The organism is Plantibacter sp. RU18 (assembly GCF_050613355.1).
GTDB lineage: Bacteria > Actinomycetota > Actinomycetes > Actinomycetales > Microbacteriaceae > Plantibacter.
In genome coordinates, this window is sequence record NZ_CP159618.1 from 4,290,214 (window position 1) to 4,313,560 (window position 23,347).

Consider the following 23,347-nt stretch of genomic DNA (forward strand, 5'->3'; position numbering starts at 1 on the left):
TTCTCCTTGGGATGGTGGAACTGCGGGTGGTGGTGATCATTTGTTGCCGACGTGCGCGACGCCCTCGATGATGTAGCGCTGCGCGATCACGAAGATCACGAGCACCGGGAGGCTCGCCACGACGGTGCCGGCCATCAGCGGACCGAACGCCGTCTCGTAGTTGTTGACGAACGACGACAGCCCGACCTGGACCGTCATCATGTCGGGGTTGTTCAGCACGATGAGCGGCCAGAGGAAGTTGTTCCAGCCCGCCTGGAAGCTGAGGATCGCGAGCACGGCCATGCCCGCCTTCGCGAGCGGGAAGTAGATCTGCGCGAAGATCCGGAACTCGCTCGCCCCGTCGATCCGGGCTGCCTCGCCGAGTTCATCCGGCAGGGTCTCGAAGAACTGCTTCATGAAGAAGACCGCGAACGCGCCGGCGGCTCCCGGCACGATGACGGCCGCATAGGTGTTCAGCAGGCCGAGCCCGCCCTGACCGAACAGGTCGTTCCCGCCAGCGAACGGGAAGTACCGCAGGATGAGGAACGTCGGGATCATGGTGACAATCCCGGGGATCATGAGCGACGACAGGAACAGTGCGAAGACGGCCTTCCGGCCACGGAACTGCAACTTCGCCAGCGCATAGCCGCCCAGGCCCCCGAAGAACACGTTCGTCACCGCCCCACCGACACCGAGTACGAGCGAGTTCAGGAAGTACCGGCCGAAGGGGGCTTCCTCGAAGACCCGCACGTAGTTCTCGATCGTGGGGTTCGCCGGGATGAGCGAGAGCGCCCCGGAGAGGATCTCCCCGGCCGGCTTCAGCGAGGTGGAGAGCGTCCACACGAGCGGCGCGATCGTGATCACACTGATGAGGACGACCGCGAGATACCAGGCGATCGCGCCGATCAGCTTCCGCTTCGTGCGCGGGCGGCGATGAGGGCGGCGGGCATGCTCGGTCGCTCGGCCAGCGGGTGCGGTTGTCGTCGTGGATGCGTCCGCGTCACGCAGGATCGCGGTCATCGTCCACTCACCGCCTCGACGGCCGGAGCCGCTGCCACTGCCGTCGACGCGCGTCGCTCCCGCTTCACCTTTGGCTCCCTCGGATTGTTCAGCCGCGCGTTGATCAGTGAGAACACGAGGATGATGAGGAACAGGACGAAGGAGAGCGCCGAGGCGTAACCCATCTCGAGCGCCCCGAAGCCCTTGTTGTAGATGTAGTAGACGAGCGTGACCGTGGAGTTGCCCGGCCCGCCCTTCGTGAGCACGTACGCCTGGTCGAAGACCTGGAACGCCCCGATGATGAGCAGGGTGGACACGAGGAACGTCGTCCTCGTGAGCGACGGGAGCGTCACGTAGCGGAACTGCTGCCACGCGTTCGCGCCGTCGAGTCGGGCAGCTTCGTACAGTTCGCCCGGCACCCCCTGCAGTCCGCCGAGGAAGATGATCATGTTGGCGCCGAAACCGGCCCAGACACTCATCATGACGATGGCGATCATCGCCCACTGCGAGTCGTAGAGCCATGCAGGTCCGTCGATGCCGAACCAGCCGAGTGCGACGTTGAGCAGGCCCTTCTGCGGGTTGAGCAGCCAGTACCAGATGGTCGCTGTCGCGACGGTCGACGAGACCACCGGGATGTAGAACAGCGTCCTGAACAGGCGGACGGCCCGACGGCTGCGGTTCAGCAGGACTGCCGTACCGAGCGCGATGATGAGCCCGAGCGGCACGTACAGGACGGTGTACCAGGCGGTGTTGCGCAGGGCGATCCAGAAGAACGCGTCCTGGAAGATCCGCGTGTAGTTCTCGAGACCGACCCAGGCGGTCTCCCCGATGATCGCGTAGTCGGTGAGGCTCAACGCCGCCGCGATCACGATCGGCAGCAGCATGAAGATCAGGAACAGTCCGAGCGGTACGGCGAGGAACCACCAGGCGTTCCGCCGCATCTGCCGCGCCGTCGGGTGGGCGGGGCGTCGACCGGCCGGCGGACGGTTGCGAAGACCGACCTCGGCGACGACCGCCGTGGTAGCCGGTGTGGTGGGGCTCGTCATGACGGTCGCACCGCCGTGTTCGGGCGACGCACATGCGTGCGCAGGCCGACCATGTCGAGCACGAACTCGCAGAACATCGCGTTCGCCCAGGAGAACCACGGGCGGGTGAAGGTGGCCGGGTCATCCTTGTGGAAGGACTCGTGCATGACCCCGGTGCCCGCATCGGTGCTGAGCAGGGTGTCCAGCAGACGACGTCGCTCCGCCGGGTCCTCACTCGTGAGTCCTTCAACAGCGAGCGCGATGGGCCAGATGTGGTCGGCCGGCGTGTGCGGACTCCCGATGCCGCGAGCCGCGGTGCCACTGGCGAAACTGGGATCGTCGGCGCTGAGCAGGAATGCACGGGTCGCGAGGTAGCGCGGGTCGTCCGGCTCGCACCAGCCGAGGAACGGCAGCGAGAGCAGGCTCGGCACGTTCGCGTCGTCCATGAGGAGCGCCGCTCCCCGGCCGTCGACCTCGTAGGCGTAGAGGTCGCCGTGCTGGTCGGTGGGGACGACGCCGTGTTCGGCGATCGCCGTCTCGAGTGCTCCGCGCAATCCAACCGCGTCCGCGGCGAGCGCCTCGTCGTCGAGCACCTCGCGTGCGATCTCGACGACGCCGGCGAGGACGACCGCCGCGAAGATGTTGCCCGGCACGTTGTACCCGTACAGGCCTGCGTCGTCGCTCGGCCGGAAGCCCGACCAGGAGAGGCCGTTCGGCGAGGTACGCGGCCCGAGGCCGTCGCGTACGAGCGTGTCCGACAGTGGTGCGTCGAAGCGCTCGAACCGGTAGCCGGATCGGGCCTCGTGGTCCTGTTCGGTGCGCCAGAGTGCGATGGTCGCCCGGACGGCGTCGCGGTATCGGGAATCGAGGTGGTCGGTGCGGCCGGTGGTGCGCCACAGGTCATGGGCCAGCTGCAGCGGGTAGCAGAGGGAGTCGATCTCGTACTTGCGTTCCCACACCCAGGGCGAGGACTCGGTCACGTCCGTCTGATGGCCGTTGCCGTTCGGCTCGGCGTTGAACGCGTTGGCGTACGGGTCGATCGCGATGCAGTCGAGTTGACGGCGATTGACGGCCGTCAGCAGATCGGCCAGCTCCTGATGGTCGGCGGCGAAGTGCAGATAGGGCGAGAGCTGCGCGGTGGAATCACGGAGCCACATGGCCGGGATGTCGCCCGTCAGCATGAAGACGGTGCCGTCAGGCATGGGGGTCAGGGTGCTCCGCAGGGTGTCCGCGAAGCAGCGCTCGAACATCTCTGCGGTCCGGTCGTCACTGCGCTGCCGTACCGCGGTGACGACCTCCGAGATGAGGTGTTCTGTCCATCGAGCCACGCTGCTCCTCCGTCTTCATCGTCGAATCGGACGCCGTGTGCAGCGCGTCCGGTTCTATTCTGCATGTTCAATATGTTTTAGCAAGCCCGTGGAGGATATCGATTTCAAAACCGAACACATGGCCCGAGATATCAGGCCTTCGCCACTACCCTGCGGCGCCCAGGGCTTGACATCCGACGTCGAGTGGATCGAGGATAGCCATTCAATATACTTTTTGTTCAAGGAGGAACAATGCCATCACGGAGCACCGTGGCCGCACTCGCGCTCGCGACCGCCCTCATCGTCGCACCGCTCGCCACCGCCCCTCAGCCGGCAGCCGCGTTCACCGCGTCGCAGGCGACGGACGCGTTCGAGGACTTCCTCGACGTCTACTGGGACGACGACGCCGACTACTTCTTCACCTACAGCGACCACCAGATCCATTCGGAGCACGCACACGGTCCACAGGGCGGCCTGTACACCGACTACTGGTGGGAGGCACAGCTCTGGGAGATGGTGATGGACCGCTACGAGCGGGTCGGCGACGCGCAGTCCCGCCAACTCATCGACGACGTCTGGGCCGGCTTCCAGAACGAATACCCCGACTTCTCCGACAACGACTGGAACGACGACATCGGGTGGTGGGCCCGCGGAGCCGTCCGAGCCTACGAGCTGACTGGCACGACCGCCTACCTGACAGCGTCGGAGACGATGTTCGCCTCGATCGCGGCCTACGAGGACACCACCTACGGCGGCGGGATCTGGTGGAAGAACGTCGATGTCGGTGACGGCACGAAGAACGAGAAGAACGTCGCCACGAATGCGACCGCCGTGTACACGGCGATGCGCCTCTACGCAGCCACCGGTGACCCGGGCTACCGCACCACCGCGCAGCGCATCTACTCGTGGCTCGACACGAACTTCAATCAGAACGGCCACCTCCGCGATCACGTCGCCGGAACCGGTCAATACACCGACTGGGACTGGACCTACAACCAGGGCGACTTCGCCGGAGCCGCGCTCGAACTCTCCCTCGACTCCTCCGGGACGACAGCGGCCGACTATCTCGACGACGCGACCGGAGCGGTCGACTGGGCCGTCGCGAACATGACGTCGTCCGGCACGTTCCTCCGCGAGGGCGTCGACGACACCGGTGGATTCAAGGCCATCCTGACCCGCAACATGCGCGCGCTCATCGATCAGGCGGGCCAGACCCAGTATGAAGCCGTCCTCACTGCGAACGCCTCGCAGGCGGCGAACCACGTCAATGCTGCGGGGATCGGCGGTTACGACTGGAACGCGCCGACACCGGAGCTGACCTCGACGGCCCTGCAGAGTCTCGCCGCCGGCGCGACCGTCGCCATCCTGCAGCAGGCCGCGCCCGACGGAAGCACGGCGGTCGTCGAAGGGTCGGGCGTCTACGAGGCAGAGAACGCCGTGCGATCAGGGGTGGACTCGGAGAGCACCTCGTCGGGATTCAGCGGGCGCGGCTATCTCGCCGGCTGGAACACTGCCGGAACCTCCGTGACGTTCCACCTGAACGTCGCGGATGCAGGCGTCTACACCGTCGACCTGCGCTACGCCGCGGCAGCGGGTGCCGCGAGCCGGGCGCTCAGCGTGAACGGCGATGCACCCACCACGGTGGCCTTCCCCGGCACGACCGCCTGGAACGCGTGGGGCGACACGACCGTGACCGTCCCGCTCGTCGCCGGATCCAACACGGTCGTCCTGTCATACGCCGCAGGGTCGTCGTCGAACTACCTCAACCTCGACCGACTCGGCCTGCAGCTCTGACCCGGCCTGCAGCTCTGACCCGGCGGCGACGGGATGGCAGCGATCAGACGGAACCCCGCGGCTTCGGGGCGTCCGGCTGCGCGGCGGCGTAGGCCGACTGTCCCGTCGCGCCGGGTTCGCCCTCAGGGATCGGCACGAGGTAGGCGGCCGTGCCATAGGCGGTGAGCTGCGTCCACGTTCCGCCGATGTCGGTCGTCTCGAGCCGCATCGCGAGGACGGCGTTCGCCCCACGCTGCTCAGCCTCGGCGACGAGTCGCCGCATGACCTCCTGGCGTGACTCGAAGAGGAGTTGGGTCATGCCCGGGACCTCCCCGCCGCCGAGCGCGGAGAAGCCGATCGACATCGACGAACCCCAGTCACGCGCGCGGACCGTCAGACCGATGACCTCGCCGAAGACGGCGTCGATGCGGTGCCCGGCGACGGTGTCGGTCGTGACGACGATCATGCGCTCGCTCCCGATCCGAGACGCGAGAGCGCCGCGATCGACAGGGCGGCGATGCCGGTGTCGAGCGTCGGATGGATGAGCGGAGCGAACTTCGACGAGTGGTTCCCCGGCAGATCCTGTTCCATCCGGCCGGAGGCGAACGCGGCGGCGAAGGCCTGCGGATCCGCTCCGCCGAGGATCCAGTAGACGATCGGTGCGTCAGCGGCTGTGGCGAGCATCCCGACGTCTTCGCTGCCGGTCACGAGCCCGGGATCGAGGACCCTCTGGGCACCGAACGCTTCGGCGAAGGTCGCGGTGAGGGCGTTCGTCGCGTCAGGGTCGTTGACGAGGACGGGGAACGACTCGGTGTGGGCGATGTCCGGCTCGCGCTCAGCGCCCGAAGCCGCTGCTTCAGCACGGACGATGCGCGCCATGGAGTCGAGGACGCGGTCGCGCACGTGCGGCTCGTAGCTGCGGATGTTCACGCCGAGCCGAGCCGTGTCGGGGATGATGTTGTTCTTCGTCCCGGCGTGCATCGTGCCGACGGTGAGCACGGCGGTCTCGGTGCCTGCGACCTCACGCGAGACGATCGTCTGGAGGCGCAGCACTGCTGCCGACGCCATCACGATGGGATCGATCGTCGACTGCGGACGTGAACCGTGCCCGCCTCGCCCATGGAACGTGACGTCGAACGCGTCGGCTCCCGCGAACGCCGGCCCTGCGTGCGTTCCGACGACACCCGCCGGGAGCGGACCGACGTGCTGGCCGAGCACGATGTCCGGCTTCGGGATCCGCCCGTAGAGGTCGTCGTCGACCATGGCCTGCGCACCGCCGCCGGCTTCCTCCGCCGGCTGGAACAGGACGACGAGTGTGCCCGCCCAGGTGTCGCGGCGGCCGACCAGCAGTTCGGCGGCACCGAGGAGACAGGTGACGTGCACGTCGTGTCCGCAGGCGTGCATGACGGGCACGTCGCCGTCCGGGCCGATGCCACGGGCCGTGCTGGCGTAGTCGAGACCGGTCTCCTCGAGGACGGGGAGGCCGTCCATGTCGGCGCGCAGGAGGACGGTCGGGCCGTCACCGTTCTCGAGGACCCCGACGACACCGGTGCGGCCGATGCCCGTCGTCACCGTGTAACCGAGGGCGACGATACGTTCGGCGACGATCCCGGCGGTGCGATGCTCCGCGAAGGCGAGCTCAGGGTTGGCGTGGAGATCCTGGTAGACCGGCGCGAGCGACACGGCGAGCGCCGACGCCTCCTGCTGGACGAGTGCGGACGGGACGGCGTGCTGGGTGGTCATGATCCTCCTGGTGGCGCGGTGCCTCCACCCTACGCTCGGGACGCCTGTCGTCCAGCGGACACCCAGGCGGTGCGCAGAAGCGGCCGTCGAATCTGGCTCGTCAGCTGCGCGGAACGATCGCCTCCGCGGTCGTGGCGCCACGGTGGAATCGGACCTCGAAGCGTGCAAGCTCCGGCTCGCGTCCGTCGAGCATCGCGACGATCGCGCGCCCGGCAGCCGAACCCTTCTCCCGCGACGGCTGCCAGACCGTGGTGAGGTCGTCGTCGAGTCCCTCCACCCGGATACCGTCGAAGCCCGTGACGCTGAGCTCGCCCGGCACGTCGATCCCCAGCTCCTCGGCGGCCCGGATGACGCCGGCGGCGAGGAGGTCGCTCTGGGCGACGATCGCCGTCGGGCGGCGATCCGGCGAGACGTCGAGGATGGAGTGACCGGCGATGCGGCCCTCGTCGAGCGACGAGCCCGTGGTGACGAACCCACTGGCGCCGGGGAACACGTCGCGGAGCCCCTGGAGCCGTTCGATCGCGGGAACCGTCGTCGCGTTCTGCTCCCACTGGGGCGAGAGGGGGCCGCGACGCTGGGAAGCATCCAGGTTGAGGGTCACGACGGCGACGCGTTCGTGCCCGAGGTCTGCGAGGTGCTGGGCCAGCTCTCGAACCCCTCCGCGGTTGTCGACCGCGATGTCCGGGACGCCGAGCGCCGGCAGACCCTCGATCGACACGATCGGCATACCGCGACGACTGAGCACGGCCACCGAGCTGTCGAGGTTCGGACTGCATCCGATCAGGACGACACCGTCCATCGGGGCGTTGCTCAGCTGCAGCATGCCCTCCTGAGCATCGTTCAGCAGGAGGAGACCCGCGCCGACAGCACCGAGCTCATCGGCCAGGCCGTCGAGCGTCTGCACCATGACCGGGTCGCGGAAGGAGTGACCGATCCGACCGGCGACGACGGCGCCGACGATGCCGCTGCGCCCCTGCCGGAGTGAGCGGGCTCGCGGGTCCGGTCCCGCGTAGTCGAGGTCCGCTGCGGCCTGCAGGACGCGTTGTTTCGTCGCCTCGGAGACCGGCCCCGCACCGCTGAAGGCGAGCGAAGCGGTCGACGGCGACACACCCGCGCGGTGGGCGACATCGGCCAGCGTCGGGCGAGAGGGGCGTGATTCCTGGTCCACGATCTGTTAGCTTAGTCGACGAGATCGAATCGATTCGATTTTCTTCCAGCACCGAGCATGAGGACCCCCGTGTCAGAGCCGATCACTCCGCAGACCGCAGCAGCCGCGCTGCGTCCTCGCCGCGAACTCCTCGCCTGGCGCAACGCCATCTTCGTGATCTTCGCACTCAGCGGGCTGAGCATCGCAACCTGGGTCGCCCGCCTCCCCGCCATCCGCGACAACCTCGGCCTCACCACCGGCACCGTCGGCCTGCTGATCCTCGGCATGTCCATCGGGTCCATCATCGGACTCGTCGCCGCACAGCATCTGCTCGCCCGGCTCGGCCCGAGGCGCGGCATGCAGCTCGCCCTCGGCATCGTCGCGACCGGACTGCTGCTCATCGGCGTCGGAGCCAGCCTGGTCCCGGCCGAAGGCATCGTGCTCGCCGGTCTGATCATGTTCGGCTTCGGCAACGGCGCGGTCGACGTCATGATGAACGTCGAGGGCGCGGCTGCGGAGCAGGAACTCGGCAAGACGGTCATGCCGCTCATGCACGCGTGCTTCAGCTTCGGCACGGTCGCGGGGGCCGGTCTCGGCGCGCTGGCGTCCGCTGTCGGCATCGAGGTGTTCTGGCACGCCCTGTTCATGGCGATCGTCATCGCGATCACCGCCGCCGTCGCCGTACGCTTCGTCCCGTCCGACCAGGAGATCACGGCCGAGCACGACGACGCACCCAGGGTGCCGTGGCAGCAACGACTCCGCGAGAGCCTGAGCGTGTGGGCGGACGGCCGACTCATCCTCATCGGTGTCATCATGCTCGGCATGGCGTTCGCCGAGGGCAGCGCGAACGACTGGCTGGCCCTCGCCGTGGTCGACGGTCACGACCAGAGCAACACGACCGGCGCACTCGTCTACGGCGTCTTCGTCACCGCGATGACGGTCGGTCGGATCGTCGGCGGCCCACTCATCGACCGCTTCGGCCGGGTGCCGGTCCTGCAGGTGTCAGCCGGTGCGGCGATCGTCGGCCTCGTGCTGTTCATCCTCACACCGGTCACCGGGCTCATGATCCTCGGTACCGTCCTCTGGGGACTCGGCGCCTCGCTCGGCTTCCCCGTCGGCATGTCCGCCGCGGCCGACGACCCGAAGCGCGCCGCCGCCCGTGTGAGCGCTGTCGCGATGATCGGCTACTGTGCGTTCCTCGTCGGACCGCCGCTCATCGGCATCCTCGGCGACACGATCGGCCTGCTCAACGCGCTGTTCGTCGTGCTCGTCCTCATCGTCCTCGCCGGCCTCGCCTCGCCGGCTGCGCGTGAGAGCAACCGCCGCAAGCGCTGACTCCGCGCCTTTTCCCGCATCATTCGTCTCCGCCACCCGCATTCGCCGCCCCGCCGGTCCATAACTCCTGCTCCCGAGCCCGTTCCGCCAAGCCCTGATTCGCAACTCCTGCTCTCCGTACCCGCCGCGAGCAGAAAGGGCCTCCGGCCCGCCCGTCTGCACGCCTCGAACCGCAAACAGCAGGAGTTGTGAGCACCGGTGGGTTCGGGGCCCCAGCCGGCGAAGCGGCCAGCAGGAGTTGTGCGCAGGGGTGGGACCAGGTGATGAGCGTGTCGCGGTAGGCTCGTCGTCGTGCGTTTGGTGATTGCGGAGTGCTCTGTCGACTATGCGGGACGACTGTCGGCTCACTTGCCGCTCGCCAAGCGGCTGCTCATGGTGAAGAACGACGGCAGTCTGCTCGTCCACTCCGATGGCGGATCGTACAAGCCGCTCAACTGGATGAGCCCGCCCTGCACGCTCACCACCGTCGAGCCCGATGAGACACAGGCTGCCGCCGGCATCACGGAGCTGTGGAAGGTCACCCACAAGAAGACCGGCGACGCACTCATCGTGTCCATCCACGAGGTGCACCACGACAGCGCCCACGAGCTGGGAGTCGACCCCGGCCTCCAGAAGGACGGTGTCGAGGCGCACCTGCAGAAGCTCCTCGCCGAGCAGATCGAACTCCTCGGCGACGGCTACCGACTCATCCGCCGTGAGTACATGACCGCGATCGGCCCGGTCGACATCCTCGCCACCGATGCCACCGGCGCCTCAGTGGCCGTGGAGCTCAAGCGCCGTGGCGACATCGACGGCGTCGAGCAGCTCACCCGCTACCTCGAGCTCATGAACCGCGACCCGCTGCTCGCACCCGTGCAAGGTGTGTTCGCCGCCCAGGAGATCAAGCCGCAGGCGCGCACGCTCGCGCAGGACCGCGGCATCCGTTGCGTCGTCCTCGACTACGACGCGATGCGTGGCCTCGACGACAGCGACTCCCGCCTCTTCTGACCCCTCCGCTGTCCAGAATTCAGGGAATGTTCGCCGTCGGTCGCGAATGCAGCCCGTTTCCTCGCGGGTTTCGGACATGTCCGCATTCCGAAGCATGTTTTCCCTGAATTCTGAACAGCAACAACTGGGGTTAGACGAACTGCCAGATGAGGGCGACCATCGCGAAGCCGACGACGGACAGGATGGTCTCGAGGACCGTCCAGGTGGCGAGCGTCTGCTTCACCGTCATGTTGAAGTACTTCGAGATGATCCAGAACCCGCCGTCGTTCACATGCGAGAGCGTGATGGAACCCGCGGCGATCGCGATGCCGATCAGCGCGAGCTGCGGCTGCGAGTAGGAGGCGTCGAGCACGACCGGCTGCAGGATACCGGCCGTGATGACGATCGCAGCGGTCGCCGAGCCCTGCGCGACACGGAGGCCGGAGCTGATCAGATAGGCGGAGACGATGATCGGCAATCCGAGCGACCCGAGCACCTCCGCGAGTGCCGCGCCGACCCCCGTCGCCGAGATGACCGCGCCGAAGAAGGCACCGGCACCGACGACGAGCAGGATCATGCCGATGGGCTTGAGCGACTGCCCGGACAACTCACCGAGTTCCGCGAGCGTCATGCCGCGACGCACGCCCAGCACGTAGTAAGCGAGACAGACGGCGATCGTGAGCGCCACGGCCGGGTTGCCGATGAGCGTGAGCGCTTCGAGCAGCGGCCCGTGCGGCAGGGCGAGCGCGCCGAAGGTCGCGGCGAGGATGAGCAGGATCGGGGCGACGATGATGAGGCCGACGCTCCACAGTGAGACGTCCTTGCGATCGGGCGCGTCGTCCTCGGGCTCGAGCACGTACTCGTCGGGCACCGAGACCATGATGCGCTTGCCGATCCACAGCGGCCAGGCGATACCGGATGCGATGAATGCCGGGATCCCACAGAGGAAGCCCATGAGGATCAGCCAGCCGAGGCCGACCTCGAAGGTGCCCGCGAGCGCCGTCGGGCCGGGGTGCGGTGGCAGGAAGGCGTGCGTCATCGACAGTCCGGCGAGCATCGGGAGCGCATACAGGATGAGCGACTTCCCACCACGACGGGCGGTGATGTAGACGAGCGGCGCGAGCACGAAGATACCGACGTCGAAGAAGACGGGGATGCCGAAGATGAGACCGGTGAGGCCCATGGCGATCGGGGCGCCGCGCTCACCGAATCGGCCGAGCAGCTTCCGGATGAGGACGTCGGCGCCGCCCGAGCGTTCGAGGATCGCGCCGAGCACCGTGCCGAGACCGATGATGATCGTGATGTGTCCGAGGATGCCGCCGAATCCGGTCTCGAGCAGTGATGCCCCCGGTTTGATCTGTTCGTCGTCGAACGGGTCCGGGACGGCGACGCCGACGATCTGGTAGATGCTCGTGCCCGTCGCGAGCGCGAGCCCGATGCCGACGATGAACAGCGAGATGAACGGTTCGAGCTTCACCTTGATGATGAGCACGAGCAGCACCGCGATGGCGATGGCGCAGAGGATCAGCAGCCCCGGTGTGGTCTGCTGCAACCATCCGATGGGGTTGTCCGGGGTCGGTGCGGCGGCGGCGATGCTGCGCGCAAGCACATTGGAGTACATATGTTGCCTTCTGTTCTGGTGCAGAATTCAGGGGATTCGTGGCCCAGATCTGCGGAAAGTCCGATTTCCGCCAGTATCCGGCCGGTTTCAGCACTCTCGCCGAAGGAATCCCTGAATTCTGAACATGGTTTGGGGGGGGGAGGGCGGGGGGGGAGGCGTTCAGGTGCTGCGGTGGCGGAGGGAGCGGCCCGGGGTCGCAGCGGTGCGGCGACCGTCCGCGACGACGGCGACGCCGTTCACGAACACCCACGGGATCCCGGCGGCCTGCTGGCGCGGTTCGGCGAAGGTCGCGCGGTCGGCGACGGTCTCAGGATCGAAGAGCACCAGATCGGCGACAGCACCCACACGGAGCACCCCGCGGTCGATGAGGCCGAGTCGAGCAGCTGGTCGCGAGGTCAGATGGGCGACCGCCTCCTCGAGACCCAGCACACCCTCCTCGCGGACGTAGTGGCCGAGGTAGCGGGGGAAGGTGCCCCAGGCGCGCGGGTGCGGCTTGGCGCCGATGAGGATGCCGTCGCTGCCGCCCGTGTGCGCCGGGTGCACCATCATCGTGCGCACGTTCGCCTCGTCGCCGACGTGCTGGAGGATGCCCGTGGCGAGGCGATCACGCTGCAGGACGTCGAAGAAGAGCGCGGTCGGATCGCCCGACCACGCGTGCCCGGGCTCCGAGGCGATCGCGGCGACCGTGCGACCGACCAGTGGGGCGAGCTCGGGGTTCGCGACTCCGGAGATCTCGATCGTCGTCCAATCGGTGACGACCCCGTGGCAACCGTCGGTACCGAGCACCTCGAGTTCGTGGCGGACCCGGGCCTGGACCCCCTCGTCTCGAAGTCGTTCCAGTGTCTGCTCCGGCCCGCCGACCGCGACCCAACTCGGCAGCAACGCCGACAGCGTCGTGGAACCCGGCAGGTAGGGGTAGGTGTCGAGCGTGATGTCGACGCCGTCCGCAATGGCATCGTCGATGAGGGTGACGAGTTCCGCCGCACGGCCCGCGTTGACGCCGAAGTTCATCGTCGCGTGCGTGAGGTGGAGTGCGCAGCCGGAGCGCCGGCTCACCTCGATCATCTCCGCGTACGCCTCCAGCGCGCCCTTCCCGTACGACCGCTGGTGCGGAGCATAGAAGCCGCCGTGCTCGGCGATGACCTGGCAGAGCGCGACGAGTTCGTCGGTGTCGGCGAACATGCCGGGCACGTAGGTGAGACCGGAGGACATCCCGACGGCGCCGTCCCGCATCCCGGCGGCGACGAGCTCCTGCATCCGCACGAGCTCGTCCGCGGTCGCCGGGCGGTTCTCGGTCCCGACGACGAGCATCCGGACGGATCCTTGCGGCACCAGGTAGGCGACGTTGAGCGCCGCGCCACGGTCCACCCGGTCCAGGTACTCCCCCACGCTCCGCCAGGCGAAGTCGACGTCGCCGGGCTGTCCGTTCCAGCCGGCGATCTGCTGCCGGATGATCGCCATCGTGCGGTCGTCGGTCGGCGCGTACGAGAGCCCGTCCTGCCCGAGGACCTCGGTGGTGACCCCCTGCGAGACCTTGGCGAGGTGGCCGGGGTCGCGGAGCACGGCGAGGTCGGAGTGGGCGTGCATGTCGATGAAGCCGGGCGCCGCGACGAGGCCGTCGGCGTCGATCACGTGGGCGTCGGCGGGCGCCGCGCTGTCCGCACCGGCGCCGAGCGCGGTGATGCGCCCGCCCTCGATGAGCACCGAACCGTCCACACTCGGTGCTCCGGTGCCGTCGACGAGACGTGCTCCGCGCACAAGCACCGCCTGGCCGTCCGCCGCCGGTCGTGGACTCATGGCAGGAGTGCGGCCTGCGTGAAGGCGGTGGCGCGTGCGGTGACGCCGGCCCAATCGCCGGCCGCGACGTCCGCCGCCCCGACGACGCTCGATCCGGCGGTCACCGCAGCCGCACCGGCCTGGATGTACTCGCGGGCGTTGCCCGCGTGCAGCCCGCCGGATGGGACGAACCGGAGACCCGGGAACGGTCCGCTCAGGTCCTTGAGGAATCCGCTGCCCATCGTCGCCGCGGGGAAGATCTTCACGGCGTGCGAGCCGAGGGCAGCTGCCCGCATGACCTCACTGGGCGTCATCGCCCCCAGCAGGAACGGCACACCGGCGGCGTTGGCGACCTCGGCGACCTCCTCGCTCAGCCCTGGTGTGACCAGGAACTGCGCACCGTTGTCGATGGCGCGCTGCGCGGTGTCGCGGTCGACCACGGTCCCGGCACCGATGACCGCGCCGTGGTCGGCGATCGCGTCGGCTGCCGCACGGATCAGCGCTTCGACGCCGGGCGTGGTGAACGTGAACTCGACACTGCGGATGCCGCCTGCGGCGAGCGCCCGGCACAGCTCGACGGGGTCGGGGATGACGGGGACGCGCACGACGGCGATGGCCCGGTCGGCGTAGAGGGCGTCGAGCGCGTGAGCGGTCGGCGTGTGCGGAGCGGCGGTGCTGGACATGGAGTCCTCTCTCGCCGGCGACAGCACCGGCGCGGTCGGGTGGGGCTGGATCAGCCGAAGGTGGTGGTGACGGCGTCGACGGCGCGTGGTTCGTCGGCGCGGACGTCGTCGATGACGATGAGTGCGCGCCACTTGTCGAAGGTCGTGCAGGGGTGCGAGAGGCCGAGGCGGATGACGTCTCCGACCTCCAGGTCGCTGCCCGGCGGCAGCGCGATGAAGGTGTGCTGGTCGTTCATGGCGGTGGCGGTCGCGCCGGTGAGTGGTTCGACGACGTTCGATCCGGCACGACGCACGCCCTGCACCTCCGGCAGGCCCTCGTCGAAGGGGAAGTCGCGCTTGCCGCCGTCGATGAGGGCGAGGCCCGGTTCCGGTCGCGAGACGATCGTCGCCCAGCCGTGGATCGCCGAGCGGAAGTCGCCCGTGCCCTCATGGCGCGCGAGTGGGGTGATGCCGCGGTAGAAGCCGTCGTCGTGGGTGATGTACGCACCGGAGCGGAGCAGCACGTCGACTGGACGACCGTTCGCACCGTCGAGGTCGCGCAGCCCGGCGAGCACCTCGGCGACGATGTCGAAGTAGGCGCTCCCGCCGGCTGTCACGATCACCGTCTCGACACGTTCGTCGTACCGCCCGGCGTCGAGCAGCGTCGTATGGAATGCGGCGAGTGATTCGAGGTAGTCGCGGACGATCGCGAGTGATCCGTCGTCGCCATGGTGAGCGAGCGCACCCTCGTACCCGCTGACGCCTGCGAGCGCGAGCTCGGGCGCTGCAACGACTGCTTCGGCGATCTCGAGCGCGGTGGCATGGTCGCGCGCGCCGGTTCGCCCGCCGGGGGCCCCGAGTTCGACGAGGACGTGGAGTGGGCGGCCGGGCTGCTCTTCAGCGAGCACGCGCGACATGATCTGCACGGCCCGCACGGAGTCGGCCCACACGACGATGTGCGCGGTGTCGGCGTCGAGCGCTCGGGCCACGGCCCGCAGGTGTTCGGGCTGGACGAGTGCGTTCGCGAGCATGACGCTCGGGATCGACCAGTCGATTGCGACCGCGAGCTGCCACGGGGTGGCGACGGTGATGCCCCAGCTGCCGGCGTCGAGCTGTCGTTGCCAGAGCGCGCGGTTCATCGTCGTCTTGCCGTGGGGGGCGAGGCCGACGCCTGCATGTTCACACCAACGCCGCATGGTCTCGACGTTGTCGATCACGGCGGACTGGTCGAGCGTGACGAGCGGGGTCGTGAAGCCGTCGAGCGCTGGTTTCGCTGCGAGGAACCCGGCGGCGTCCAGGCCGACGGAGGCGGGCGGGAACCCCTTGAGGCTGCCGTCGAGCACGCCGAGGCTCGTTGCGTCGAAGTCGTCCGTCATGGTCTCCTCATTCGAAATCGAGCACGTCGTGAATCAGGTTGCGTAATCTGCAACGCGTATTGCACTCAGCGCTACGTCTGTTCTAGCATTGCCGTCACAGGTCGTCAACCGCAGTCGGCCGGAACGCGAGGCGAACTGTGATGACGACGTCACCGTCCACCGTGAGCACGGTGTCCACGATCGGCGAAGCGATGGTCGTGCTCCTCCCCGAGAGCCAACTCCCCGTCGCGGAGGCCCGCGAGTACCGGACAGGCGTCGGCGGAGCCGAGTTCAATGTGGCGTCCAGCCTCGCACGCCTCGGCGTCCCCACCCATTGGATCTCGCGCCTCGGCGACGACGGCTTCGGTGACTACGTCCTCGACACCGCCCGCCATGACGGCGTCCTCGTCGATGCGGTGGAACGCGACGACACCCGCCCGACCGGCCTCTATGTCAAGGAGACCGTCGTCGCCGAGGACGGCGATCGGCGCCCTCGCATGCACTACTACCGCAGCGGCTCCGCGGCATCGGTGCTCGGGCCTGCCACACTGCACCATGCCACGACCCGTACCGCGATCGGCGCCTCGGCCATCGTGCACACCACGGGTATCACTCCGGCCCTGTCGGCGTCGACGGCCGAACTCGTGGGCGGTCTCAGCGCTGCCCTCGCCCCCGGTGCTGTGCTCAGCGTGGACCTCAACTTCCGGCCGCGTCTCTGGGAGGGTCGCTCGACCGCGCCCCTCCACCGCCTCCTCGATCAGGCGTCCGTCCTGTTCCTCGGCGTCGACGAGGCCGAGCTGTTCTTCGGACACGCGGACGCCGGCCGGCTGTTCGCCGAGCTGCCGGCCCTCCGGCGCATCGTGCGGAAGGACGAGGCGAACGTCGCGACGACGATCCACCGCGACGATCAGGCGGCGGGCACCGAGGTCCGGAGCCTCGCGGTCGACGTCGTCGAGACGGTGGGCGCCGGTGATGCGTTCGCCGCCGGGTATCTCGCAGGACTCGCCACCGGATTCACCGACGCCGCGTGCACCCGCCTCGGGCACGCCGTCGCCGCCTCGACGCTGATCTGCCATGGCGATCGGCCGGAGCTCGTCCCCGACACCGACGGCATCAGCACCATCGTCGAAGCCGACGAGGCGCAGTGGGCCTCCTGGCGGATCTCCCCCGACATCCCCCTCCCGTGGACGACGGCGACCGCGCAGGGGATGATCGACGCATGAGCCAGTCACTCTCCCGAGCCCTCGACCTCCTCCGCGAGATCGTTTCCGGCACGAACTCCCTGGACGCCCTCGCCGCAACGGCGGGCGTGCACAAGACGACAGTGCTCCGGCTGCTGAACACGCTCGAGGAGCACGGCTTCGTCACCCGTGACGCTGCGTTCCGCTATCACCTCGGGCGTGCGATGTTCGAGCTGACGCAGACCGCCCTGGACGAGCAGGACGTTCGCGGCGTCGCGGCTCCGCACCTGCGCTCGCTGGGCGCCGCGACGGGGCAGACGGTGCACCTCGCCGCCTACGAGGACGGCTCGGTGTTCTACATCGACAAGGTCGAGTCCCGTCAGCCGCTCCGCATGTACTCGCGGGTCGGCCTGCCCGCCTCGCTGTACGCCACGGGTGTCGCAAAGGTGCTCCTCGGTGGCCTCGATGACGCCGAACGCCGACGCATCGTGAATGGGATCGTGTTCGAGCGCTACACCGACAAGACGATCACCGATGCCGACGACCTCCTCGCCGAGATCGCCCGCTCGACCGAGCGCGGATGGGCCGAGGACCATGAGGAGCATGAGAGCTTCATGAACTGCGTGGCGGCACCGGTCTTCGGTCCCGACGGCCGGATCGCCGCCGCGGTGTCGATCTCCGTGCCGACGATGGTGCTCCCGCACAGCGGCGTCCGTGCGCTCCTACCCCAGCTCCTCGCGGCCACCGCCGCGATCTCCGCAGAACTCGGCTACGCCGCCCCGTCCGCCGCGGAAGCCACCCTGCCCGCCGAGCCTGTCGAGGCGCCCACCCCCTGACTCCCCCACCCGGTCACTGAGCCTGTCGAAGTGCCCATCCCCAACCCCACCATCGAGAGGACTCCCATGTCTGCACGCACCGCCATCTCCACCACCGACGCTCCGGCTCCGGCGCACACCTTCTCCCAGGGTGTCCGCAAGGGCAACTTCGTCCAGGTCTCCGGCCAGGGCCCGGTCGACCCCGCCACCAACGAGTACCTGTTCCCCGGTGACGTCGCAGCGCAGACCACCCGCACGCTGCAGAACGTCGAGGCGATCCTCGCCGCCGGCGGAGCCACCTTCGACGACGTCATGATGCTGCGCGTCTACCTCACGAAGCGCGAGGACTTCGCGATCATGAACGACGCCTACGGCGAGTTCGTCGGCTCGCGCGTCAAGGGCGGCGTCCTGCCCTCCCGCACCACGGTCTTCACCGGCCTTCCCCGCGAGGAGATGCTCGTCGAGATCGACGCGATCGCCATCGTCGACTGAACCGCTGCGCGCTCGCGAGAACGCACGCTGGGCGATGCCGTTCGCTCGTCACGCTCTATCGAGTGAGGCGGCCGCTCCACGCCACGTCTTGATGGCCACTCGTGTCGAGGGTTCGACATTCGATTCGCGGAACCAGATTTCGAGGTCCAAGTTCGCGTACATATCGCGGAACGCGGACTCTGCGGTATGCCCGAAGCGATTGAGGATCTGCTGTCGTTCTTCGACCTCGAAGGATCGTTCGTGGAGCGCGGCCATCGCGTCGGCGTTCGCGAAGGAGTGAAGGTAGTCGGCGACTGCGGCGTCTTCGGTGACATCGAGCGCCCGCAGGAGGACCGCCGCCACGAGACCTGTACGGTCCCATCCTGCAGAGCAGTGAAAGAGAATCCCCCCTTCATCGGCGGTGGTGATCGCCTTCAGCAGTAGCGCAAGGCGGTGGGGAAGCGTCTGGAGGTGGGCGAGATAGTAGAGGGGCGTGCCCCACCGCCCGTCCGCTTCATACTCTGCCCAGAAGTCCGTCTGATCGCCGCCGTCGAGGTCAATGTGAACGTGCCTGATCGTCGTGGGGACCTGTCCCGTGCGCTCTTCTGGCCGACGAAGGTCGATGACGGTGCGTATTCCATACGCGTGGAGCGCTCGCCAGCCGTCGGATCCGACACGGTCCAGCCTTTCTGATCGGACAAACACTCCAGCGGGCGTGAAGGTTCCATCTTCACGCTCCAGACCCCCAAGATCACGGGCGTTCGCGAGACCATCGATGTGCAGCATGGGTACCATGTCCTCCAGTCTTGCGAAAATCCCCGTTCGCACTCGCGAAGGCTGCCCGTCGCATTCGGCGGGGGGCCTTCGCATCGCAGGGCGGTCTTCTACATTTTCCGACCTTGCTCATGAGCCCGATTCGATTGCTTGCGGTGCTGGGCCGCAGCCGCCCAGCCCCCCCAAGATGAGCAGAACGGTCACGCTCGTGCTGAGTGGCAGGTAGACCTGACTGGTGTAGAACCACTCGGCGTTGCCCGTGACGGCGAGGACGAAGACGGCAATCTCGACAAGGAGGGCGCACCCGAGCGCAGCGAGGAGAACCGTGCTCAATACCCCGTTCCTCGCGATCACCTGTCTCACGGCCCGGTACACCACGACTGACCGGTCCACACCTGATGCAGAACAAAGCCGTTCCCGTTCGCTGAGCACATGGAGACGAGGCCTGCCGCCGCTTGCTCGCTGTAGTCGAGCTCAAGCTGTTGGCTGGGGCTGAGATCGTCGGCGAGCTGAGGCCTCGGCGCTGCGTGCGCGCCCCCGCCCGTTAGAACGAGCGCCACGATTGCAGCGCCGGTCAACGTACCCATGAGGGACTTGCGATATTGAATCTTCATCGATTCGACCTTTCGGTTCCAGATGAAGGCCGTTGCCTCCATCGGGCTTTAATCTAAGTGTGTGAAATTTCAGAAACTATCCGTCTTAAGGGGGACGTGGTCAGTGCGCGATCGCGGTTGCGCTGATCGCCGAAGCCGACCTCCTGAACAACGAGAAGTGTCTCCGTCGGGGCAGGGCGACGGCGATCGGTTCGCGATCCGCCCGCCCAACGGCATACTTCTCCCCCAGCCCGTCCGCACACACTTGACCGACCACCGGCCGGATTTCGCCGCTGGTGCTCGCGCCAGGCCTCGCACGCGTCGCATCGGTCTGACGCGACTGGCGCGGGTCGGCCGACAGGTCCTGCGGACCTTGCTCGAGCGGAGCCTCGCGCAGACGCTCGCGCGACAGGCGAGCTGAGCTGGAGCTACGACGCGGGCACCTCGACCACGACAACAGCACTCAGGAAGCCCCCGCGACCGTCGCCTATGCTTCATCCCAGTTGAAACGACCTAACGACCCAACCAGTCATCGGGGTGAACATGCGACACGGAACTCTCCGGAGACCGCTTCCTGCATCCACTCCTCTGGTCGCAGCGATAGCTCTGATCCTCCTGCTCGTGCTGAGCGCGATCGGACAGCAGTGTGCTTCCATACCGGCGTCTGTCGGCACGGCCGCGAGCAGCAGCGAGTCGGTTGCGACAGACATCGCGCAGGCCTCATCGGCCGACGGCTCAGCAGTTCACACGCGCACCGCCCGGATCGCGAGCCCGTCGGCGCCGACCGACAATCAGCTCGGCGTCCCCGGCTGCGACGGACGCGACAACGCACCGGCGACTGAACCGGACGTCGTGCGCACTGCCCAACTGTGGGACGTGACAGCGTCGGCCGCGTCGACCGTCGAGACCGTGACCGCATCGACCTCGGGCGACACGACTCCTCGACGGCTGAGCGACCACATCTCCTCACCGACACCTCAGGAACTCTGCATCTCACGAACGTGACGGACGGGACGCCACCCACGCGCGCATCGCACCAAGCGGAGCATGCGGCGTGATGTGGCCCCTCACACCCGCCCCATCAGTTCAGATCGACGGCTCCAGGACCTCACACGATGCATGTGTGCGCCCTGTCGAGCCGGCGACGATCGACGCATCGAGAGATCCAGCACCACCATGACCAAACGCACCCACCCATCCGCATCGAGCAACGGCAACAACAAGGCCGACTCAACCAAGCAGGCCACCACAACCAAGCAGAATCGTTCACGAACGGCACCACGGAAACGCTCCACCAGCACCGTGGCACCCAGCAACCGCATCAAACTCGTGTGGGCTTCGCTCATCGGCGTCGCAGCCCTCATCGTCGTCGCGATCATCGCGGGACAGCCACAGGGTGACGCCGGCAACAACGGCACTGCCGGCGGCACGACTTCGGACACGGCGAATCCGACGTTCGACCTGGCCAGGCGCATCCCGGACGACGTCACCGCGCAGGGCGCCGTCGACGCACCGGTCGTCATCGTCGAGTTCGCCGATTACCGATGCCCGTTCTGCGGCGTCTTCGACCGAGACACCCTTCCGACGATCGTCAAGGACTACATCGACAAGGGCACAGTCCGCTTCGAATGGCGAGACATGCCCATCTTCGGCGAACAGTCCATCGGAGCCGCTGTCGCAGCGCGAGCAGCGGGCGAACAGGGCATGTTCTGGGAGTACCACACGGCGCTGTTCGCAGCAGCGCCGGAACGAGGCCACCCGGAACTCCCGAACGAGAAGCTCATCGAGTTCGCCCGACAGGTCGGCGTCCCCGACATCGAACGTTTCACGAAGGACCTCGCCAGCCCGGAACTCGCCGAACGCGTGCGAGCGGACAATGTCGAGGGCACGAACATCGGCATCGCCAGCACACCGGTCTTCCTGGTGAACGAGACGCCGATCGCCGGCGCCCAGCCACTCGACGCGTTCCTCAAGGTCATCGACGAGGAGCTCGCCAAAGCCGACCGGGAAGCGACGGTGGACTAAGTGGACATCGGCTACGCGGGAGCCTTCCTCGGAGGCATCCTCACACTCCTGAGCCCCTGCTCGGTCATGCTCCTCCCCGCGTTCTTCGCGTACGCGTTCGCGAGTCCCACCAAGCTCCTCAGCCGCACGGCACTCTTCTACGCAGGCCTGCTCGTCACACTCGTGCCACTCGGCCTCCTCGCCGGCGTCCTGGGCTCGCTCGTCACGCAGAACCGCACCGTCCTCGTGACCGTCGCCGCCGTCATCGTGATGGTGATCGGCATGATCCAGATCATCGGGATCGACATTCCCTGGATCCGCCGCGGAACGGGTGGCGAAGGAACGTCCGCCGTCTCCGTGTTCGTCCTCGGCTCGGTCTACGGGGTCGCAGGAGTCTGCGCCGGGCCCATCCTCGGATCGGTCCTGACCGTCGCGGCGGCTGGCGCGAATCCGCTCTACGGCGGCATCATGCTCGCGATCTTCGCACTCGGCATGGCTGTGCCGCTCGGTCTCCTGTCGCTCGTCTGGAGCAGATTCCAGCTGGGGACGAGATCCTGGATGCGGCCGAGACGATTCCGGATCGGCCGATGGGAGAACTCGATCTGGATGGTCGTGTCCGGTGCGCTGTCGATCGCGATCGGTGCGCTCCTGATCCTGACCCAGGGCACGGCCTCGCTCGGAGGTATCCTCACGATCGACGCGCAGTACGCGACCGAGTCCTGGGTCGTGCAATCGTCCTCGGGCGTGTCGAACCTGTGGTTCGGGGTCGGCGCCATCGTCGTGCTCGCCATCGCGGCCGGCGTCTACGCTCTGCGAGTCTCACATCTGCGTCGCGAGAAGGAGGACGCGTGAGCATGTCGGCCGAACGCCTCGGAGGGCTCATCGCCCCTGGACGGCGCGCCGATGGCTGATCACTGCCGTCGGCGCACTTGCCGTGTACCTCGTGGTCGCCAACCCCACCGAGCTCGTCGATACGCCGTTCTTCGCCCCGCGCTACCCGGCAGGCGACGGCAGCGGCCACTCGTAGCGTTCCTTGACGACCTCGAGGTGGACCCAGGTGTCCAGTCGGACGACGTCGTCGAGTGCCTTCAGTGAGTCGATGACGTCGTGCAGACCGAGCGCGGAATCGGCCGAGATCGTGGCGACGAGGTCGAAGCGGCCGATGGTCCTGGCGATGAACTCGACGCCCTGCATCGCGCGCAGCCCTGCGATCGCCCGTGCCCCCTCACCGTCGATGTTGATCCCGACGCCGGCCGCGGCCTTCGCGCTGCGCAGCCGTCGGTTCAACACCGGGCCGATCCGCACGACCTGCTGTTCGACGAGCGCCGTGACCCGACTGCGCACCGCGCTGGCCGAGAGGCCGACGCGGTCGGCGAGTTCGCGGTAGCTCAGGCGACCGTCGCGTACAGCTCGCGCTGATCCGGGAGCCGGAGTTCCACGACCAGATCGTGCTCACCGCTCACCGCCGAGACGAACACGGCAGCGGGCAGGGCGACGAGCGCCGGGATGGTGTCACCGGCCGGGCCTGCCGTGTGGATCGACACGTGCGCGTACGCCTGGAGCCCGAGGAACTCGGGGTGCACTGCTGCGACGACCCGGACTGCGCTCGTCCCGATCAAGGTGTTCAACCGGGTGGCGACCGCGGCTCTGCTCACGGAAGCCGCTGAGGCCAGTTCGCTGTAGCTCGCCCGGCCGTCGTGCTGCAACAGTTCGAGCAGGCGTTCATCGAGATCGGGCATCGCGCGGCTCCTCGAGCAGGAATCGGTCGGAAAAATCTTCTGCTGCTCCAGTGTCGCCTATCGACGGTCAGGGAGCCAGGGA

Annotated in this window: 24 protein-coding genes and 1 pseudogene; 9 read left to right on the forward strand and 16 right to left on the reverse strand. The window is 67.8% G+C overall.

Annotation, left to right across the window (positions count from 1 at the left end):
• Positions 1–36 precede the first annotated feature (36 nt).
• From ABMA10_RS20380 to ABMA10_RS20390, 3 genes are read right to left on the reverse strand one after another with little or no spacing between them, the layout of a single operon-like run.
• On the reverse strand, positions 37–999 hold the full coding sequence (locus tag ABMA10_RS20380) for a carbohydrate ABC transporter permease (RefSeq protein WP_347870446.1): 963 nt from the start codon (positions 997–999) through the stop codon (positions 37–39).
• Positions 996–2,024, reverse strand: coding sequence for a carbohydrate ABC transporter permease (locus ABMA10_RS20385; RefSeq protein WP_347870447.1), 1,029 nt, complete (start codon positions 2,022–2,024; stop codon positions 996–998). Before ABMA10_RS20385 ends, ABMA10_RS20380 begins: the two co-directional genes overlap by 4 nt.
• The gene (locus ABMA10_RS20390) at positions 2,021–3,331 is read right to left on the reverse strand and encodes a glycoside hydrolase family 125 protein (protein WP_347870448.1); all 1,311 of its coding nucleotides are present in this window, start codon (positions 3,329–3,331) and stop codon (positions 2,021–2,023) included. Before ABMA10_RS20390 ends, ABMA10_RS20385 begins: the two co-directional genes overlap by 4 nt.
• Positions 3,332–3,562: 231 nt before the next feature.
• Here ABMA10_RS20390 and ABMA10_RS20395 point away from each other — a divergent pair, with 231 nt between their 5' ends.
• Positions 3,563–5,104: a glycoside hydrolase family 76 protein gene (locus ABMA10_RS20395; RefSeq protein WP_347870449.1), complete on the forward strand. Its 1,542-nt coding sequence runs from the start codon at positions 3,563–3,565 to the stop codon at positions 5,102–5,104.
• 43 nt (positions 5,105–5,147) lie between these two features.
• Here ABMA10_RS20395 and ABMA10_RS20400 read toward each other — a convergent pair whose 3' ends face one another.
• The 3 genes from ABMA10_RS20400 to ABMA10_RS20410 all read right to left on the reverse strand — a co-directional run bounded on the left by ABMA10_RS20400 (position 5,148) and on the right by ABMA10_RS20410 (position 7,994).
• Positions 5,148–5,549, reverse strand: coding sequence for a YbjQ family protein (locus tag ABMA10_RS20400; protein ID WP_347870450.1), 402 nt, complete (start codon positions 5,547–5,549; stop codon positions 5,148–5,150).
• The gene (locus ABMA10_RS20405; RefSeq protein WP_347870451.1) at positions 5,546–6,826 is read right to left on the reverse strand and encodes an amidohydrolase; all 1,281 of its coding nucleotides are present in this window, start codon (positions 6,824–6,826) and stop codon (positions 5,546–5,548) included. Before ABMA10_RS20405 ends, ABMA10_RS20400 begins: the two co-directional genes overlap by 4 nt.
• A gap of 100 nt (positions 6,827–6,926) precedes the next feature.
• Positions 6,927–7,994: a LacI family DNA-binding transcriptional regulator gene (locus ABMA10_RS20410; protein WP_347870452.1), complete on the reverse strand. Its 1,068-nt coding sequence runs from the start codon at positions 7,992–7,994 to the stop codon at positions 6,927–6,929.
• Positions 7,995–8,063: 69 nt separating this feature from the next.
• Between ABMA10_RS20410 and ABMA10_RS20415 the strand changes: the two genes are divergently transcribed.
• Together ABMA10_RS20415 and nucS are read left to right on the forward strand one after the other, a co-directional pair.
• Entirely contained in the window at positions 8,064–9,308 is a 1,245-nt protein-coding gene (locus ABMA10_RS20415; protein ID WP_347870453.1) for an MFS transporter, read from the forward strand.
• Between the two features lie 291 nt (positions 9,309–9,599).
• Complete coding sequence (gene nucS, locus ABMA10_RS20420; RefSeq protein WP_347870454.1) at positions 9,600–10,295, forward strand: endonuclease NucS; 696 nt, start codon at positions 9,600–9,602, stop codon at positions 10,293–10,295.
• A gap of 130 nt (positions 10,296–10,425) precedes the next feature.
• Here the strand turns inward: nucS and ABMA10_RS20425 are convergent, their stop codons facing one another.
• From ABMA10_RS20425 to ABMA10_RS20440, 4 genes are all read right to left on the reverse strand, one after another.
• Positions 10,426–11,895: a GntP family permease gene (locus ABMA10_RS20425; RefSeq protein WP_431030955.1), complete on the reverse strand. Its 1,470-nt coding sequence runs from the start codon at positions 11,893–11,895 to the stop codon at positions 10,426–10,428.
• Positions 11,896–12,054: 159 nt separating this feature from the next.
• Positions 12,055–13,692: an N-acyl-D-amino-acid deacylase family protein gene (locus ABMA10_RS20430; protein WP_347870456.1), complete on the reverse strand. Its 1,638-nt coding sequence runs from the start codon at positions 13,690–13,692 to the stop codon at positions 12,055–12,057.
• The gene (locus ABMA10_RS20435; protein WP_347870457.1) at positions 13,689–14,354 is read right to left on the reverse strand and encodes a bifunctional 4-hydroxy-2-oxoglutarate aldolase/2-dehydro-3-deoxy-phosphogluconate aldolase; all 666 of its coding nucleotides are present in this window, start codon (positions 14,352–14,354) and stop codon (positions 13,689–13,691) included. The genes ABMA10_RS20430 and ABMA10_RS20435 overlap by 4 nt, the downstream gene beginning before the upstream one ends.
• 50 nt (positions 14,355–14,404) lie before the next feature.
• A complete protein-coding gene (locus ABMA10_RS20440) occupies positions 14,405–15,709 on the reverse strand; it encodes an amino acid deaminase (protein ID WP_347870458.1) in 1,305 nt (434 codons plus the stop codon).
• A 140-nt stretch (positions 15,710–15,849) separates the two neighbouring features.
• Here ABMA10_RS20440 and ABMA10_RS20445 point away from each other — a divergent pair, with 140 nt between their 5' ends.
• The 3 genes from ABMA10_RS20445 (at position 15,850) to ABMA10_RS20455 (ending at position 18,176) form a co-directional block, all read left to right on the forward strand.
• Entirely contained in the window at positions 15,850–16,911 is a 1,062-nt protein-coding gene (locus tag ABMA10_RS20445; protein ID WP_431030956.1) for a sugar kinase, read from the forward strand.
• Positions 16,908–17,705 carry an IclR family transcriptional regulator gene (locus ABMA10_RS20450; RefSeq protein WP_347870460.1) on the forward strand — a complete coding sequence of 266 codons (798 nt, stop codon included), beginning with the start codon at positions 16,908–16,910 and terminating at the stop codon, positions 17,703–17,705. The genes ABMA10_RS20445 and ABMA10_RS20450 overlap by 4 nt, the downstream gene beginning before the upstream one ends.
• A 66-nt stretch (positions 17,706–17,771) precedes the next feature.
• Positions 17,772–18,176, forward strand: a complete 405-nt coding sequence (locus ABMA10_RS20455) for a RidA family protein (protein ID WP_347870461.1) — start codon at positions 17,772–17,774, stop codon at positions 18,174–18,176.
• A 48-nt stretch (positions 18,177–18,224) separates the two neighbouring features.
• Here ABMA10_RS20455 and ABMA10_RS20460 read toward each other — a convergent pair whose 3' ends face one another.
• From ABMA10_RS20460 to ABMA10_RS20470, 3 genes are all read right to left on the reverse strand, one after another.
• Positions 18,225–18,941 carry a tyrosine-protein phosphatase gene (locus ABMA10_RS20460; protein ID WP_431030957.1) on the reverse strand — a complete coding sequence of 239 codons (717 nt, stop codon included), beginning with the start codon at positions 18,939–18,941 and terminating at the stop codon, positions 18,225–18,227.
• A gap of 117 nt (positions 18,942–19,058) precedes the next feature.
• Complete coding sequence (locus ABMA10_RS20465; protein WP_431030958.1) at positions 19,059–19,262, reverse strand: hypothetical protein; 204 nt, start codon at positions 19,260–19,262, stop codon at positions 19,059–19,061.
• 26 nt (positions 19,263–19,288) lie between these two features.
• Entirely contained in the window at positions 19,289–19,585 is a 297-nt protein-coding gene (locus ABMA10_RS20470; protein WP_347870464.1) for a hypothetical protein, read from the reverse strand.
• Between the two features lie 480 nt (positions 19,586–20,065).
• On the opposite strand from ABMA10_RS20470, the gene ABMA10_RS20475 reads away from it, so the two are divergent.
• The 3 genes from ABMA10_RS20475 to ABMA10_RS20485 all read left to right on the forward strand — a co-directional run bounded on the left by ABMA10_RS20475 (position 20,066) and on the right by ABMA10_RS20485 (position 22,378).
• The gene (locus tag ABMA10_RS20475; RefSeq protein WP_431030959.1) at positions 20,066–20,527 is read left to right on the forward strand and encodes a hypothetical protein; all 462 of its coding nucleotides are present in this window, start codon (positions 20,066–20,068) and stop codon (positions 20,525–20,527) included.
• A 171-nt stretch (positions 20,528–20,698) separates the two neighbouring features.
• Positions 20,699–21,547 carry a DsbA family protein gene (locus tag ABMA10_RS20480; RefSeq protein ID WP_347870466.1) on the forward strand — a complete coding sequence of 283 codons (849 nt, stop codon included), beginning with the start codon at positions 20,699–20,701 and terminating at the stop codon, positions 21,545–21,547.
• The gene (locus ABMA10_RS20485) at positions 21,548–22,378 is read left to right on the forward strand and encodes a cytochrome c biogenesis CcdA family protein (protein ID WP_347870467.1); all 831 of its coding nucleotides are present in this window, start codon (positions 21,548–21,550) and stop codon (positions 22,376–22,378) included.
• 141 nt (positions 22,379–22,519) lie between these two features.
• Here the strand turns inward: ABMA10_RS20485 and ABMA10_RS20490 are convergent, their stop codons facing one another.
• The 3 genes and pseudogenes from ABMA10_RS20490 to ABMA10_RS20500 all read right to left on the reverse strand — a co-directional run bounded on the left by ABMA10_RS20490 (position 22,520) and on the right by ABMA10_RS20500 (position 23,265).
• Positions 22,520–22,870 carry an Lrp/AsnC ligand binding domain-containing protein gene (locus ABMA10_RS20490; RefSeq protein ID WP_347870468.1) on the reverse strand — a complete coding sequence of 117 codons (351 nt, stop codon included), beginning with the start codon at positions 22,868–22,870 and terminating at the stop codon, positions 22,520–22,522.
• Positions 22,871–22,873: 3 nt separating this feature from the next.
• A pseudogene (locus ABMA10_RS20495) lies at positions 22,874–22,918 on the reverse strand (hypothetical protein); the annotation flags it as partial.
• Positions 22,915–23,265 (reverse strand): AsnC family transcriptional regulator, encoded by a 351-nt coding sequence (locus ABMA10_RS20500; protein WP_431030960.1) that lies wholly within the window; start codon positions 23,263–23,265, stop codon positions 22,915–22,917. The pseudogene ABMA10_RS20495 and the gene ABMA10_RS20500, both read right to left, overlap by 4 nt.
• Positions 23,266–23,347 lie beyond the last annotated feature (82 nt).